The sequence below is a fragment of the Streptomyces sp. NPDC001373 genome, assembly GCF_042895815.1.
GTDB lineage: Bacteria > Actinomycetota > Actinomycetes > Streptomycetales > Streptomycetaceae > Streptomyces.
Map to the genome: position 1 here is coordinate 21,879 of NZ_JBIAWQ010000012.1, position 14,806 is coordinate 36,684.

A 14,806-nucleotide genomic window follows, 5' to 3' on the forward strand; every position below is an offset into this window, starting at 1 on the left:
GCCTTGTACCCGTGATCAGCGCGATAGTCCTCGGGGGCACTGACGCCCCCGGCCCGCGCCCGGCGCACGTTCGTGCCCGGGCCTTCGCTGATCCCCGCCGCCGGGACCTGCCGATCACGGTCGAAGCACTCCCCGGCGGCTCTCCCGACGACGATGCGTCGCGACCGGATCCGGACGGACTTCCCGCCTCATCGCGGCGCTTTGTCATTCCTTCCTTCCCCTACGTCACGCAATGGCGCGCGACAGGAGCCAGAGGACATGCAGACCAAGCTGGACGAAGCAAAGGCCGAGCTGCTCGCGCGGGCGGCACGGGTAGCTGAGAACAGCCCGGCCGGGGGGCTACTTCCGACTGGGTCCGAGCACGGGGAGCACCCCGGACAGGGCGCGACGCTCGCCTACCTCCAGCGCTACTACCTGCACACGGCCCCCGAGGACCTCGCGGACCGCGACCCGGTCGACGTGTTCGGCGCGGCGCTCTCCCACTACCGGCTGGCCGAGAACCGCCCGCAGGGGACGGCGAGCGTGCGCGTGCACACCCCCACGGTCGAGGAGAACGGCTGGACCTCCAGCCACTCGGTCGTCGAGGTGGTCACGGACGACATGCCGTTCCTCGTGGACTCGGTCACCAACGAGCTGTCCCGCCAGGGCCGCGGCATCCACGTCGTGATCCACCCGCAGGTCGTCGTGCGCCGTGACGTCACCGGCAAGCTGATCGAGATCCTCGGTCCCGACTGCGACGCCCACGGTCCCAGGACCGCGCGCCCCCACGACTCCCTCGTCGAGTCGTGGATCCACGTCGAGATCGACCGTGAGACCGACAGGGCCGACCTCAAGCAGATCACCGGCGACCTGCTGCGCGTCCTGTCCGACGTCCGCGAGTCCGTCGAGGACTGGGAGAAGATGCGTGACACCGCGCTGCGCATCGCCGACGAGCTGGCGAACGAGCCGACCGCCCCGGACCTGCGCGAGTACGAGCAGGAGGAGGCCCGCGAGCTGCTGCGCTGGCTGGCCGACGACCACTTCACCTTCATCGGCTTCCGCGAGTACAACCTGGTCGACGGCGACGCCCTCGCGGCCGTCCCCGGCACCGGCCTCGGCATCCTGCGCTCCGACCCGGTCCACCACGCCCAGGAGGACGCGCACCCCGTCTCGCCGTCCTTCAACCGGCTGCCGGCCGACGCCCGCGCCAAGGCCCGCGAGCACCGGCTGCTGGTGCTGACGAAGGCCAACAGCCGCGCCACCGTGCACCGCCCCTCGTACCTCGACTACGTCGGCGTGAAGAAGTTCGACGCCGAGGGCAACGTGGTCGGTGAGCGCCGCTTCCTCGGCCTGTTCTCCTCCGCCGCGTACACCGAGTCCGTGCGCCGCGTCCCGGTGATCCGCCGCAAGGTTTCCGAGGTCCTCGAGGGCGCCGGCTTCTCGCCGTCCAGCCACGACGGCCGCGACCTGCTCCAGATCCTGGAGACCTACCCGCGCGACGAGCTGTTCCAGACCCCGGTCGACAAGCTCCGCGAGATCGCCACCTCCGTCCTGTACCTCCAGGAACGCCGCCGCCTGCGGCTCTACCTGCGCCAGGACGAGTACGGCCGCTACTACTCGGCGCTGGTCTACCTGCCGCGCGACCGGTTCACCACCGGCGTCCGGCTGCGCCTGATGGACATCCTGAAGGAGGAGCTCGGCGGCACCAGCGTCGACTTCACCGCCTGGAACACCGAGTCGATCCTCTCCCGCATCCACTTCGTCGTCCGCGTCCCGCAGGGCACCCAGCTGCCCGCGCTGACCGACGCCGACGTCGAGCGCGTCGAGTCCCGCCTGGTCGAGGCGGCACGCTCCTGGAGCGACGGCTTCGGCGAGGCCCTGACCGCCGAGCTGGGCGAGGAGCGCGCCGCCGAGCTGCTGCGCAAGTACAGCGGCTCCTTCTCCGAGGGCTACAAGGCCGACCACACGCCGCGCATGGCCGTGTCGGACCTGTGCCACCTGGAGCGGCTGTCCGCGAGCGACCGCGAGTTCGCGCTCTCCCTGTACGAGCCCGTCGGTGCGGGCCCGGGCGAGCGCCGCTTCAAGATCTACCGCGAGGGCGAGCAGGTCTCCCTGTCCGCGGTCCTGCCGGTCCTCCAGCGCCTGGGCGTCGAGGTCACCGACGAGCGCCCGTACGAGCTGCGCCGCAGCGACCGGGTGAGCGCCTGGATCTACGACTTCGGCCTGCGGATGCCGCTGTCCAGCGGCAACGGGGACAGCTACCTCGGCGACGACGCGCGCGAGCGGTTCCAGGAGGCCTTCGCGGCGGTGTGGACCGGCGAGGCCGAGAACGACAACTTCAACACCCTCGTCCTGGGCGCCGGGCTCACCTGGCGGCAGGCCGTCGTCCTGCGCGCGTACGCCAAGTACCTGCGCCAGGCGGGCTCCACCTTCAGCCAGGACTACATGGAGGACACCCTCCGCAACAACGTCCACACCACCCGGCTGCTGGTCTCCCTCTTCGAGGCGCGGATGTCGCCGGGCCGCCAGTCCGCCGGCACCGAGCTCGTCGACGCCATGCTGGAGGAGCTGGACGGGGCCCTGGACCAGGTCGCCTCGCTCGACGAGGACCGCATCCTGCGGGCGTTCCTGACGCTGATCAAGGCCACCCTGCGCACGAACTTCTTCCAGCCGAACGCCGCGGGCGAGCAGCACGCGTACGTGTCGATGAAGTTCGACCCGCAGGCCATCCCGGACCTGCCGGCCCCGCGCCCCGCGTTCGAGATCTGGGTGTACTCCCCGCGCGTCGAGGGCGTCCACCTGCGCTTCGGCAAGGTCGCGCGAGGCGGCCTGCGCTGGTCCGACCGCCGCGAGGACTTCCGTACGGAGATCCTCGGCCTGGTCAAGGCGCAGATGGTCAAGAACACCGTCATCGTGCCGGTCGGCGCCAAGGGCGGCTTCGTCGCCAAGAACCTGCCGGACCCGTCGGTGGACCGCGACGCGTGGCTCGCCGAGGGTGTCGCCTCGTACAAGATCTTCATCTCGGCGCTGCTCGACATCACCGACAACATGGTCGCGGGCGAGGTCGTGCCGCCCAAGGGCGTGGTCCGCCACGACGGGGACGACACCTACCTGGTCGTCGCCGCCGACAAGGGCACGGCCACCTTCTCGGACATCGCCAACGGCGTCGCCGAGTCGTACGGCTTCTGGCTGGGCGACGCCTTCGCGTCGGGCGGCTCGGCCGGCTACGACCACAAGGGCATGGGCATCACGGCCCGCGGTGCCTGGGAGTCCGTCAAGCGGCACTTCCGCGAGCTGGGCCACGACACCCAGACCGAGGACTTCACCGTCGTCGGCGTCGGCGACATGTCCGGTGACGTCTTCGGCAACGGCATGCTGCTGTCCGAGCACATCCGCCTGGTCGCCGCCTTCGACCACCGGCACATCTTCATCGACCCGACCCCGGACGCGGCCGTCTCGTACGCGGAGCGCCGGCGCCTGTTCGAGCTGCCGCGCTCCTCGTGGGCGGACTACGACACGGAGCTGCTGTCGGCGGGCGGCGGCATCCACCCGCGTTCCGCGAAGGCCATCCCGGTCAACGCGCAGATGCGGGCGGCCCTCGGCATCGAGGCGGGCGTCACCAAGATGACCCCGGCCGACCTGATGCAGGCGATCCTGCAGGCCCCGGTGGACCTGCTGTGGAACGGCGGCATCGGCACGTACGTCAAGGCGACGGCCGAGACGCACGCCGACGTCGGCGACAAGGCCAACGACGCCATCCGCGTCAACGGCTCGGACGTGCGCGCGAAGGTCATCGGCGAGGGCGGCAACCTGGGCCTGACCCAGCTGGGCCGTATCGAGTTCGCCCGTACCGGCGCCGACGGCGAGGGCGGCAAGGTCAACACCGACGCCATCGACAACAGCGCGGGCGTGGACACCTCGGACCACGAGGTGAACATCAAGATCCTGCTCAACGCGCTGGTCACCGAGGGCGACATGACGGTCAAGCAGCGCAACAAGCTGCTCGCCGAGATGACGGACGAGGTCGGCCGCCTGGTGCTGCGCAACAACTACGCGCAGAACGTGGCCCTGGCCAACGGCTCCGCCCAGGCGTCGAGCCTGCTCCACGCCCAGCAGCGCTTCATGCGCCGCCTGGGCCGTGACGGGCAGCTGGACCGCCAGCTGGAGTTCCTGCCCAACGACCGGCAGATCCGAGAGCTGCTGAACACCGGCCGCGGCCTGACGCAGCCGGAGCTGGCCGTCCTGTTCGCCTACACCAAGATCACCGTGGCGGACGAGCTCATCCACACCGAGCTGCCGGACGACCCGTACCTGCGCCGTCTGCTGCACGCCTACTTCCCCGGCGCCCTGGTGGCGAAGTTCCCGGAGCAGGTCGACGCGCACGCCCTGCGCCGGGAGATCATCACCACCCTCCTGGTCAACGACACCGTCAACTCCGGCGGCTCGACCTTCCTGCACCGTCTGCGGGAGGAGACCGGGGCCTCGCTGGAGGAGATCGTCCGGGCGCAGCTGTCGGCCCGCGAGATCTTCGGCATGGCCGAGGTGTGGGACGCCGTCGAGGCCCTGGACAACCGGGTCGCGGCCGACGTCCAGACCCGGATCCGGCTGCACTCGCGGCGTCTGGTGGAGCGCGGTACGCGCTGGCTGCTGAACAACCGGCCGCAGCCGCTCCAGATCACCGAGACCGTCGAGCTGTTCAGCACGCGGGTGGCGCAGGTGTGGGCCGAGCTGCCGAAGCTGGTGCGCGGCGCGGACCTGGAGTGGTACCAGTCGGTGATGGACGAGCTCACCAGCGAGGGCGTGCCCTCGGAGCTCGCGGCGAAGGTGGCCGGGTTCTCGTCGGCCTTCCCGACGCTGGACATCGTCGCCACCGCCGACCGTACGGGCGTGGACCCGCTGGCCGTCGCCGAGGTGTACTACGACCTCGCCGACCGGCTGGACATCACGCAGCTGATGGACCGGATCATCGAGCTGCCGCGGTCGGACCGCTGGCAGTCGATGGCCCGTGCGTCGATCCGCGAGGACCTGTTCGCGGCGCACGCGGCGCTGACCGCGGACGTGCTGTCGGTGGGCAACGGGGACTCGACTCCCGAGGAGCGCTTCAAGGCGTGGGAGGAGAAGAACGCGGCGCTGATCGGCCGGGCGCGGACGACCCTGGACGAGATCCGGGGCTCGGACGACTTCGACCTGGCGAACCTGTCGGTGGCGATGCGCACGATGCGGTCGCTGCTGCGGGTGCACGGATAGTCGCGCGGGCGGACGGAAACGGGCCGGGCCCGGAACCCTTCGGGGTTCCGGGCCCGGCCCGTTCGGCCTGGTGGGCGGCCTCAGCCGCGGGTGAAGGCCTCGTAGGCGTCGCATACCTCCTTGGAGGGGCCGTCCATGCGGATGACGCCCGATTCCAGCCAGATCGCCCGGTCGCAGGTGTCGCGGACCGTGCCGATGGAGTGGCTGACCAGAAAGACGGTGCCGGCCTGGGCGCGGAGTTCCTCGATGCGGGCCTGGCTGCGGCGCTGGAAGGCGGCGTCGCCGGTGGCGAGGGCCTCGTCGATCATCAGGACGTCGTGGTCCTTGGCGGCGGCGATGGAGAAGCGCAGCCGGGCGCCCATGCCGGAGGAGTAGGTGCGCATGGGCAGGGAGATGAAGTCGCCCTTCTCGTTGATGCCGGAGAAGTCGACGATGTCCTGGTAGCGCTCGCGGATCTGCTGCTTGGTCATGCCCATCGCCAGTCCGCCGAGGACCACGTTCCGCTCGCCGGTGAGGTCGTTCATCAGGGCCGCGTTCACCCCGAGGAGGGAGGGCTGGCCGTGCGAGTAGACGGCGCCGCGGGCCACGGGCTGGAGGCCGGCGATGGCCTTGAGGAGAGTGGACTTGCCCGAGCCGTTGGTGCCGATGAGGCCGATGGCCTCGCCCTTGTAGGCGGTGAAGCTGACGCCCCGGACGGCGTGCACCTCGCGGACGCCCGGGGCGGGCTTGCGGGAGAAGATGCGGCTGAGCGCGGCGGTGGCCCCGCCCTTGCGGCCGCCGGAGTTCACCTTGTAGACGACGTGCACCTCGTCGGCGATGACGGTCGGGACACGGGTGTCGGCGGCGGCGCCGGTGTCGCCGCCGGTGCGGGTCAGGGTGTCAGCCACGGCCGTACTCCTCCTCTGCCTTCCAGAAGTAGACGAAGCCGCCGATGCCGGCGAGCAGGGCCCAGCCGATGGCGATCGGCCAGACGTGGTGGGGGAGCTGCGAGGCCTTGAAGCTGTCGATCAGCGCGAAGCGCATCAGGTCGATGTAGACGGCCGCGGGGTTGAGCTTGAGCATGATCGTGACCCAGTGCGGCAGGTGGTCCGACCGCAGCATGGCGTCGATGGACCACATCACGCCCGAGGAGTACATCCAGGTCCGCAGGACGAACGGCATCAGCTGGCTGACGTCCGGGTTCTTGCTGCCGATGCGGGCCATGACCATCGCGCAGCCCGCGCAGAAGACGGCCATCAGGAAGAGGGCCGGGGCGGCGAGCAGCCAGCTCGGGGAGGGCATCTGTCCGAAGGCCAGCAGCAGGATGACCAGGGCGCCCATGGTGACCAGCAGCTGCTGGAAGAGCTGGACCACCGTGGACAGGGGCAGGCTGGCGCGGGGGAAGTGCAGGGCCCGGACCAGGCCGAGGTTGCTGTGGACGGCGCGGGTGCCGGCGTTGATCGAGCTGCCGATGAAGTCCCAGACGAAGACGCCGGTGATCAGGAACGGCACGTAGTCGGGCACGCCGTGGCTGGCGTGCATCACGATGCCGAAGATGAAGTAGTAGACGGCCGCGTTCAGCAGCGGGGTCATCAGGTGCCAGACCTGGCCGAGCTTGGCCGTGCTGTACGTGGCGTGCATGCGCGCGGTGGCGTACGCGATCACGAAGTGGCGGCGGTCCCAGAGCTGCGCGACGTAGCTGGGCAGGGAGGGACGGGCGCCGCTGAGGGTCAGGCCGTGGGCCGCCGCCAGTTCCGCGGGGGTGGCGGGGGCCGCGGCGGGTGGCGCGGTGGTCGCTCGGGTCACGGGCTTCGCTTTCGACGGGGTCGGGGCGCCGCCGGCCGGGCCCCGGAGGGGGTCCGGAGGAGGGGGCCGGGCGACGGGACGGGTCCGTATCGTCGCTACGGCGAGGTTAGGCCGCTCCTCGTCGGAACGCAACCGTATCGTTGTGACGGGTCAGTGGCGGCGTCCGCGGCTATGCTCTGTCCATGACCAACGAGCCCGCCCCCCCGACCGCCGCCCCCGTGCCCGCTCCCGCCCCGGCCCGCCGCGCCCCCGCCGGGGCGGCCGTCCTGCGCGAGGACGTCACGGAGGCGATCCGCGGGGCGGTGCTCGCGGAGCTGGCCGAGGTCGGCTTCGCCCGGATGTCCATCGAGGGCATCGCCCGGCGGGCCGGAGTCGGCAAGACGGCGGTGTACCGGCGCTGGAAGTCCAAGCTGCACCTGGTCCTCGACCTGATCGGCGCCTTCGCCACCGACGGCCTGCCCGTCCCGGCCACCGGCTCCCTCTACGGGGACGTACGGGCGCTGCTGGAGGTCATGACGCACGTGCTGCGGCACCCGGTGGCCTCGGCCGTGATCCCCGACCTGCTGGTGGAGGCCGCGCGGAACCCGGAGATCGCCGACGCGGTGCGCGGAGCCCTGCTCGACGGCCAGCGCCGCCTCGCCGAGGGGATCGTCGCGGAGGCCGTCGCGCGCGGCGAGCTGGAGGAGTCGGCCTCCCCGGAGCGGGCCCTGGACCTGGCGATCGGCCCGCTGTACTGGCGGCAGGTGGTGGTGGGCGACGCCGTACCGGCCGCCTACCTGGACGGTCTCGCCCGCTCCGTGGTCGCCGGACTGAAGGCCGACTGACCTCCCCGGCGGGGCCGGCCGCCGGTGTGATCCGCCGCACACGTGTCACGTTCGGGGGATCCCCGGTGTCCTGTGGTCGACCCCCTGGAGCCGGAGGAGACACCATGAGCGCGAAGAACACCGAAGTCCTCGTCATCGGCGGCGGATACGCGGGCGTCATGGCGGCCAACCGCCTGACGCGGCGCGACGACGTGAGCGTGACCCTGGTCAACCCGCGGCCGGAGTTCGTCGAGCGGATCCGCCTGCACCAGCTGGCGGCCGGGACCCACGAGGCCGCCCTCGACTACGGGAAGGTCCTGAGCGGGCGCGTCCGGCTGCTGGTCGACACCGTGACCCGCATCGACGCCCCCGGGCGCCGCGTCGTGCTGGCGAGCGGCGGCACGGCCGGCTTCGACCACCTGGTGTACGCGGTGGGCAGCGGCAGCGCCGGCGCGAACGTCCCCGGGGCCGCGGAGCACGCCCACCCGCTGGCCACCTTCGAGGACGCCCGGCGCCTGCGCGCCGCCCTCGACGCCGCGCCCGCGCATGCCCCCGTGACGGTCGTCGGCGGTGGTACGACCGGCATCGAGACCGCCGCCGAGCTGGCGGCGGAGGGCCGCGCCGTGACCCTGGCCGGCGGCGTGACGCTCGGGCCCTCCCTGCACCCCCGCGGCCGCCGCGCGGTCGCCCGGCGGCTGACCGCGCTCGGCGTCACCGTCCTCGAAGGCCCCGGCGCCAGGGTGGTGGCGGTCACCGCCGACGCCGTGCACCTCGCTAACGGCCGGGAACTGACGGGCGGGACCACCGTCTGGACCGCCGGATTCGGCGTGCCGGACCTGGCCGCGCGCAGCGGCCTGAGCACCGACGCCCTGGGCCGGCTGCTCACGGACGAGACCCTGACCAGCGTGGACGACGTGAGGATTGTCGCGGCCGGCGACTCGGCGGCCCCCTCGGACCTGCCGCTGCGGATGAGCTGCCAGGCCGCGGTCCAGCTGGGCCCGCAGGCCGCCGAGACGGTGCTCAGCCGGATCGCCGGCGAGCGGCCCGCCCCCATCGACGTCGGCTTCGTCGCCCAGTGCGTCAGCCTGGGCCGCCGCGACGGGGTCCTCCAGCTCGCCGCCAAGGACGACACCCCCCGCAGGTACCACCTGGCCGGCCGCCCGGCCGCCCGGCTCAAGGAACTGGTCTGCAAGGGCGTGCCCTGGCAGCTGGCGTACGAGGCGCGCAAGCCCGGTGCGCGCACCTGGTGGAGCAAGGACCCCAAGCGGCGGGAGCTGCTGCGCGCCCGGGAGGCGGGAACGCCGGCCGCGGGAACGCCGGCCGCGGGAACGCCGGCCGCCGTCGAGGCGGTCTGAGCGCGGCGGTTCGCGGGCGGGTCCGGCCCGTGCGACACCACTGGCGGCGCGCCCCCGAGGAAGACGATCCCGCGGCGGGCGTACGTCCGAAGACCACCGCCGGCCGGCGCCGGCGGCCGAGGAGAGGCACCGACACATGACCACCGAACCCGCCGACCCGGCGACCGACGCGTTCGTCGCCCACCGCAACCTGCTCTTCACCGTCGCCTACGAGATGCTCGGATCGGCCGCCGACGCCGAGGACGTCCTCCAGGAGACCTGGCTGCGCTGGGTCGGCGTCGACCTGGCCCAGGTCCGCGAGCAGCGCGCCTACCTGGTCCGGATCACCACCCGCCAGGCCCTCAACCGGCTGCGCAGCCTCCAGCGCCGCAAGGAGGCCTACGTCGGCCAGTGGCTGCCCGAGCCGCTGCTCACCGCGCCCGACGTCGCCGAGGACGTCGAGCTCGCCGAGAGTGTGTCGATGGCGATGATGCTCGTCCTGGAGACCCTCTCGCCGACCGAGCGCGCCGTTTTCGTGCTGCGCGAGGCCTTCGACTTCGGCTACGAGGAGATCGCCGCCGCCGTGGACAGGACCCCCGTCGCGGTGCGCCAGATCGCGCACCGCGCCCGCCGGCACGTCGACGCCCGCCGCCCGCGCCAGGCGGTCTCGCCGGGCGCGGCCTCCGCGGCGGTGCAGTCCTTCCTGCGGGCCGTGGAGACCGGCGACCCGCAGACCCTCCTCGACGTGCTCGCCCCCGACGTGGTCCTGATCGGCGACGGCGGCGGTTTCAAGCAGGCCGCGCTGCGGCCGGTCGGCGGGGCCGACAAGGTGGCCCGCTTCCTGCTCGGCGGCCTCGGCAAGACCAGGCTTTCGCTCACCCTCACCCCCACCCTGGTCAACGGGACCCCGGCACTGGTCGCCCACCTGGACGGCGAGCTCGACGGGGTCATGGCGATGCGGATCGAGGGCGCCCGCATCACCGGCCTCTACTACGTTCGCAACCCCGAGAAGCTGACCCACGTCCTGTCCCCGACCCCCCTCACCCTGCGCTGACCGGAGCCCCTACGGCCACAGGCCCGCCGGCAGCGGCGTGCGGGCCTCGGCCGCCGCGGCCGTCGCCGGCGGCGCGGGACGGCGGTCCTGCGGCGGGGTGACGGCCGGCAGCGGGGTCTGCTGCCCCAGGAAGACCCGGCGCACCACGCGTTCGGCCGCGTACCCGTCGTCGTACGAGCAGAACCGCGCGCGGAACGCGGCGCGCAGCTGGGCCGAGCGGGAGCCCCGCCAGTGGCCGGTGGTGAAGATGTCGACGAGCTCGTCCTCGGTCCGGGCGATCGCCCCCGGAGGGCAGGCCCGCAGGTCGAAGTAGGTGCCGCGGGCGGCCTCGTACGCCTCCCAGTCGTCCGCGTGGATCACGATCGGCCGGTCCAGGGACGCGTAGTCGAACATCAGGGAGGAGTAGTCGGTGACGAGCGCGTCCGAGGCCAGGCAGAGTTCCTCGACCGACGGGTGCGCGGAGACGTCCAGCAGCCTCGGGTGCGGGTCGCCGGCGGGGCCGGTACCCGCGTACGTGAGGTGGGTGCGGGTCAGGACCGTGAAGCGCGGGCCCAGGTCCCGCAGGACCCGCTCGAAGTCCAGGTGCTCGGGGCGGCTGCGCCGGTAGTCGCGGTGGGTGGGCGCGTACAGGATCGCGGTGGTGCCCGGCGCGATGCCGAGGCGTTCGCGCAGGGCGAGGACCTCGTCCCGGGTGGCCCGGTGGAAGGGGTCGTTGCGCGGGTAGCCGTACTCCAGGGTGGTGTAGGAGGCGGGGACGGCCTTCTCCCAGACCAGGGTGGAGTGCCGGTTCGAGGAGAGCAGGAAGTCCCACTGGTCGGCGCCGCGCAGGAGGCCCTCGAAGTCCGTGGTGGGGGCGGCGGCCGGGCGGTCCTGGAGATCGAGGCCGACCCGCTTGAGCGGGGTGCCGTGCTGGGTCTGGAGCAGGACCTGGCCCGGCCGCTTGACCAGGGCCCGGTCGAAGTTGACGTTGGTGGTCAGGTAGGTGGCCCGGGCCAGGGCCGTCCAGTACGCGGCCGAGCCCGGCCGCAGCGGCGTCGTCTCCGGGGGCAGGGTCGCCGCGTGCCGCGGGTCGCAGATCCACGCCGTGCGCATCCGCGGGGCGAGCTCGCGCAGCTTGGCCTCGACGGCCGCCGGGTTGCAGGCGTAGCCGCCGTGCCAGTACGCGGAGAACACCGCGAGCTCGGGCCGCAGGGGCAGCAGCCGCTGGATCCGGTAGTGCGCGCGCAGGGCGCTCTCGCGCAGCCCCCGCCACAGCGCCGAGCCCGCCCGGGCCGCGGCCAGGCCGGCCGCGCGGGCCGCCGAGGCGAGCCCGTAGGTGCGGCGGGCACCGAGGTGCATCAGGCTGTGCCGCAGCCGGTCGGTGCGGCTCGGCGCCGGCGGCAGGACGCCCGTGCCGCCCGGGGGGCGGTGGCGGCGCAGCAGGGCGCCGGCGCGGGCGAAGAACTCGGCGCGGCCGGAGCGCGGGAGGCGCCGGGGGTCGGCGTACAGGGCGCAGAAGTGCTCGGCCATCCGCCGGTGCACCACCGGGCGCCAGCGCTCCAGCTCGGGGCGCTGGGCGAGCCAGCCGAAGACCCGGTCGTACTGGTCGAGGACGTCGAGGTGGCGGCGGCTGGTGGTGGTCAGGATCGACCCCGTGCGCCGCTGGCGGTAGTGCACGCAGACCCGGTCGAGGACGGCCACGGACTCTGCGGCCAGCAGCGCCGGGTAGGTCCAGGGGGTGTCCTCGTAGAAGCCGGGCGGGAACTCCAGGCCCTCGCGCTCCACGTACTCGCGGCGGTACGCCTTGTTCCACACCACCATCAGCATGCCCAGCAGGGCCGGGCGGTCGGCGAGCCGGAAGCTGGCCGGGCCCTCCTCGGACAGCCGGTCGGCGAGGCGGTTGCGGACCACCTCGCCGGTCCAGAAGGCGCGGGCGTAGTCGTAGACGAGGACGTCGGGGGAGCCGGTGGCCTTCAGCCGGTCGGTGATGGCCTGGAGGGCGCCCGGGGCGAGGGTGTCGTCGCCGTCGAGGAAGAGCAGGTAGTCGCCGGTGGCCCGGGCCAGGCCCGCGTTGCGGGCCGGGCCCAGGCCGAGGTTGTGCGCCAGGTGCACGGCGGTGACCCGGGGGTCGCGGGCCGCGTACTCGTCGATGATCGAACCGCAGGCGTCCGGGGAGGCGTCGTCGACCGCGATCAGCTCCACGTCCGGGCAGGACTGCGACAGGACCGAGTCCAGACTCTCCTGGAGGTACGCCTGAACCTTGTACGCGGGCACGATGACGCTGAACCGGGGCACGGCACATCCAGGGGTCGGCGCGGGCATGTTCCTCCCCCAGCCGCCGCTGGAGGTGCCCCCCTGGAACGCCCCCACGGCGATCGGGTCACGCACCCTGCGGCATTCGGGTGATCCACCGTCAACACGGCACGTCAACGGCATGATCACGAAGGTTTTCCGGGCTATTTGACCGCTCCGGCCATCACCCCCGTGACGAACTGCCTCTGGAAGGCGAAGAACACGGCGAGCGGCACGACCATCGACAGGAAGGCGCCCGGCGCCAGCACGTCGATGTTGTTCCCGAACTGCCGCACCTGCTGCTGGAGCGCCACCGTCACCGGCGGGTGCGCCGAGTCGGCGAAGACCAGCGCCACCAGCATGTCGTTCCACACCCACAGGAACTGGAAGATGCCGAGCGAGGCGATCGCCGGACCGCCCAGCGGCAGCACCACCTGCCGGAACAGCCGCAGTTCACCGGCCCCGTCCAGCCGCGCCGCCTCCAGCAGCTCGCGCGGGATCTCCGCGAAGAAGTTCCGCAGCAGGAACACCGCGAAGGGCAGTCCGAACGCGGTGTGGAACAGCACCACCCCGGCGGTCGTCTCGAACAGCCCGATCGCGCCGAAGAGTTCGGAGACGGGGATCAGCGCCACCTGTACCGGGACCACCAGCAGTCCCACCACGACCAGGAACAGCCAGTCCCGGCCGGGGAACTCCAGGCAGGCGAAGGCGTATCCGGCGAGCGCGCCCAGGGCCAGGACCAGCAGGGTCGCCGGCACCGCGATCGCGACCGTGCTCAGCAGGGAGCCGGTGATCGTGTCGTTCGCCAGCAGGTGCGCGTAGTTGGACGCCGTCAGCCGCGAGGGCGCGGTCAGCGCCTGCCACCAGCCGCCCCGGTTCAGGTCGCCCGGGGACAGGAAGGAGGAGACCAGCAGGCCGAGGGTGGGCACCAGCCAGAACAGCGCGGCCAGCACGAGGAAGGCGCGCAGCAGCACGCTCCCCGCGAGACGCCGGACGACGCTCACCGCGAGGCCCCCTTCCGTATCCGGCGGACATTCAGCAGCATCACCGGCACCACCAGCACCAGCAGCAGGACCGCGATGGCACTGCCCAGCCCCTGGTCGGCGTCCGTGCCGAAGGCGGTCCGGTACAGCTGGAGCGCGAGCACGTTCGCGTCGTCCTGCACCGCGCCCGGCGCGATCACGAAGACCAGGTCGAAGATCTTCATGACGTTGATGACGAGGGTCACCAGGACCACCACCAGCACCGGTGACAGCAGCGGCACGGTGATCCGCCGGAACACCTGCCACTCACCCGCCCCGTCCACCCGGGCCGCCTCCAGCAGCTCCCGCGGCACCGCCGCCAGCCCGGCCCCGATCAGCACCATCGCGAACCCCGCCCACATCCACACGTACGCCCCGATCACCGCCGGGGTCACCAGCACCGGGCCCAGCCACTCCACGCCCGCGTACGCCGCCCGGAAGTTCGACGCCGGCAGCCGCAGCAGGGCGCCGTCCGCGGAGTCGGGCAGGGTGAACGTGCCGTCCGCCCGGGCCGTCGCCGCCGCCACCACCCGGCCGCCGCGCACCGCCTCGATCCGCATCCCCGACAGGCCCGTCTCCGTCGGGTCGACCGCGTTCACCGCGCCGCCCCCGCCCCGGGTGAAGTCCTGCCAGACCGTGCCCGTCACCTTCCCCGGCACCGCCTGCGCGGCCCGCGCCGCACGGGCCCCCTCGGGCAGGGCCTCCGGAGCCACCCCGACCAGCGGCAGCAGCGCCGGCACGCCCGCCCGTACCGGCTCGCGCGTCACGAGCGCACCGCCCGCGGCGGGCTCCAGCGGCGAGTGAAGGCCCGGCCGGGCCTTCGGGAACGCCGAGGACGGGGCGAAGGTGTCGTGCACCCCGACCGCCACCGCGTTGGCCACGCCCCGGTGCGGGTCCTGGTCGTACACCAGCCGGAAGATGATCCCCGCCGCCAGCATCGAGATGGCCATCGGCATGAACACCAGCAGCTTGAACGCCGTCCCCCAGCGAACCCGCTCGGTCAGCACCGCGAAGACCAGGCCGAGGGCGGTGGCCAGGGCCGGGGCCACCACCACCCACACCGCCGTGTTGCGCAGGGCGGTGCGGATCGCCGGATCGCGCACGATCGCCTCGTAGTTGGCGGCGCCCACGAAAGCGTCCCCGGAACGGTCGAAGAGGCTGCGGTAGAGCGAGAACCCGATGGGCTGCACCACCAGCGCGCCCAGCAGGACCAGCGCCGGCAGCAGGAACGCCGCCGCGACCAGCCGCCGCCGCACGGCCGCCCGGCGGCCCGGCGCGCCGGGCCGGGCCGCCCGTGTGCTCGTCACCGCC

9 protein-coding genes are annotated in these 14,806 nt (G+C 72.8%); 4 read left to right on the forward strand and 5 right to left on the reverse strand.

Features of this window, described 5'->3' with window-relative positions; all coding sequences use genetic code 11:
- Positions 1-258 precede the first annotated feature (258 nt).
- The gene (locus ACFY15_RS25205; protein ID WP_390687545.1) at positions 259-5,226 is read left to right on the forward strand and encodes an NAD-glutamate dehydrogenase; all 4,968 of its coding nucleotides are present in this window, start codon (positions 259-261) and stop codon (positions 5,224-5,226) included.
- 80 nt (positions 5,227-5,306) lie between these two features.
- Here the strand turns inward: ACFY15_RS25205 and ACFY15_RS25210 are convergent, their stop codons facing one another.
- Both ACFY15_RS25210 and ACFY15_RS25215 read right to left on the reverse strand, forming a co-directional pair.
- The gene (locus ACFY15_RS25210; protein WP_390687544.1) at positions 5,307-6,113 is read right to left on the reverse strand and encodes an ABC transporter ATP-binding protein; all 807 of its coding nucleotides are present in this window, start codon (positions 6,111-6,113) and stop codon (positions 5,307-5,309) included.
- Positions 6,106-7,011 (reverse strand): ABC transporter permease, encoded by a 906-nt coding sequence (locus tag ACFY15_RS25215; RefSeq protein ID WP_390687543.1) that lies wholly within the window; start codon positions 7,009-7,011, stop codon positions 6,106-6,108. The genes ACFY15_RS25210 and ACFY15_RS25215 overlap by 8 nt, the downstream gene beginning before the upstream one ends.
- Positions 7,012-7,193: 182 nt before the next feature.
- Here ACFY15_RS25215 and ACFY15_RS25220 point away from each other — a divergent pair, with 182 nt between their 5' ends.
- The 3 genes from ACFY15_RS25220 to ACFY15_RS25230 all read left to right on the forward strand — a co-directional run bounded on the left by ACFY15_RS25220 (position 7,194) and on the right by ACFY15_RS25230 (position 10,202).
- On the forward strand, positions 7,194-7,835 hold the full coding sequence (locus tag ACFY15_RS25220; RefSeq protein ID WP_390687542.1) for a TetR/AcrR family transcriptional regulator: 642 nt from the start codon (positions 7,194-7,196) through the stop codon (positions 7,833-7,835).
- Between the two features lie 104 nt (positions 7,836-7,939).
- Complete coding sequence (locus tag ACFY15_RS25225) at positions 7,940-9,169, forward strand: NAD(P)/FAD-dependent oxidoreductase (RefSeq protein WP_390687541.1); 1,230 nt, start codon at positions 7,940-7,942, stop codon at positions 9,167-9,169.
- Between the two features lie 136 nt (positions 9,170-9,305).
- On the forward strand, positions 9,306-10,202 hold the full coding sequence (locus ACFY15_RS25230; RefSeq protein ID WP_390687540.1) for an RNA polymerase sigma-70 factor: 897 nt from the start codon (positions 9,306-9,308) through the stop codon (positions 10,200-10,202).
- Between the two features lie 9 nt (positions 10,203-10,211).
- Here the strand turns inward: ACFY15_RS25230 and ACFY15_RS25235 are convergent, their stop codons facing one another.
- The 3 genes from ACFY15_RS25235 to ACFY15_RS25245 all read right to left on the reverse strand — a co-directional run bounded on the left by ACFY15_RS25235 (position 10,212) and on the right by ACFY15_RS25245 (position 14,802).
- The gene (locus ACFY15_RS25235; protein ID WP_390687539.1) at positions 10,212-12,503 is read right to left on the reverse strand and encodes a CDP-glycerol glycerophosphotransferase family protein; all 2,292 of its coding nucleotides are present in this window, start codon (positions 12,501-12,503) and stop codon (positions 10,212-10,214) included.
- 134 nt (positions 12,504-12,637) lie between these two features.
- Complete coding sequence (locus tag ACFY15_RS25240) at positions 12,638-13,477, reverse strand: carbohydrate ABC transporter permease (protein ID WP_390687538.1); 840 nt, start codon at positions 13,475-13,477, stop codon at positions 12,638-12,640.
- The gene (locus tag ACFY15_RS25245) at positions 13,474-14,802 is read right to left on the reverse strand and encodes a carbohydrate ABC transporter permease (RefSeq protein ID WP_390687537.1); all 1,329 of its coding nucleotides are present in this window, start codon (positions 14,800-14,802) and stop codon (positions 13,474-13,476) included. Before ACFY15_RS25245 ends, ACFY15_RS25240 begins: the two co-directional genes overlap by 4 nt.
- Between the last annotated feature and the right edge of the window lie 4 nt (positions 14,803-14,806).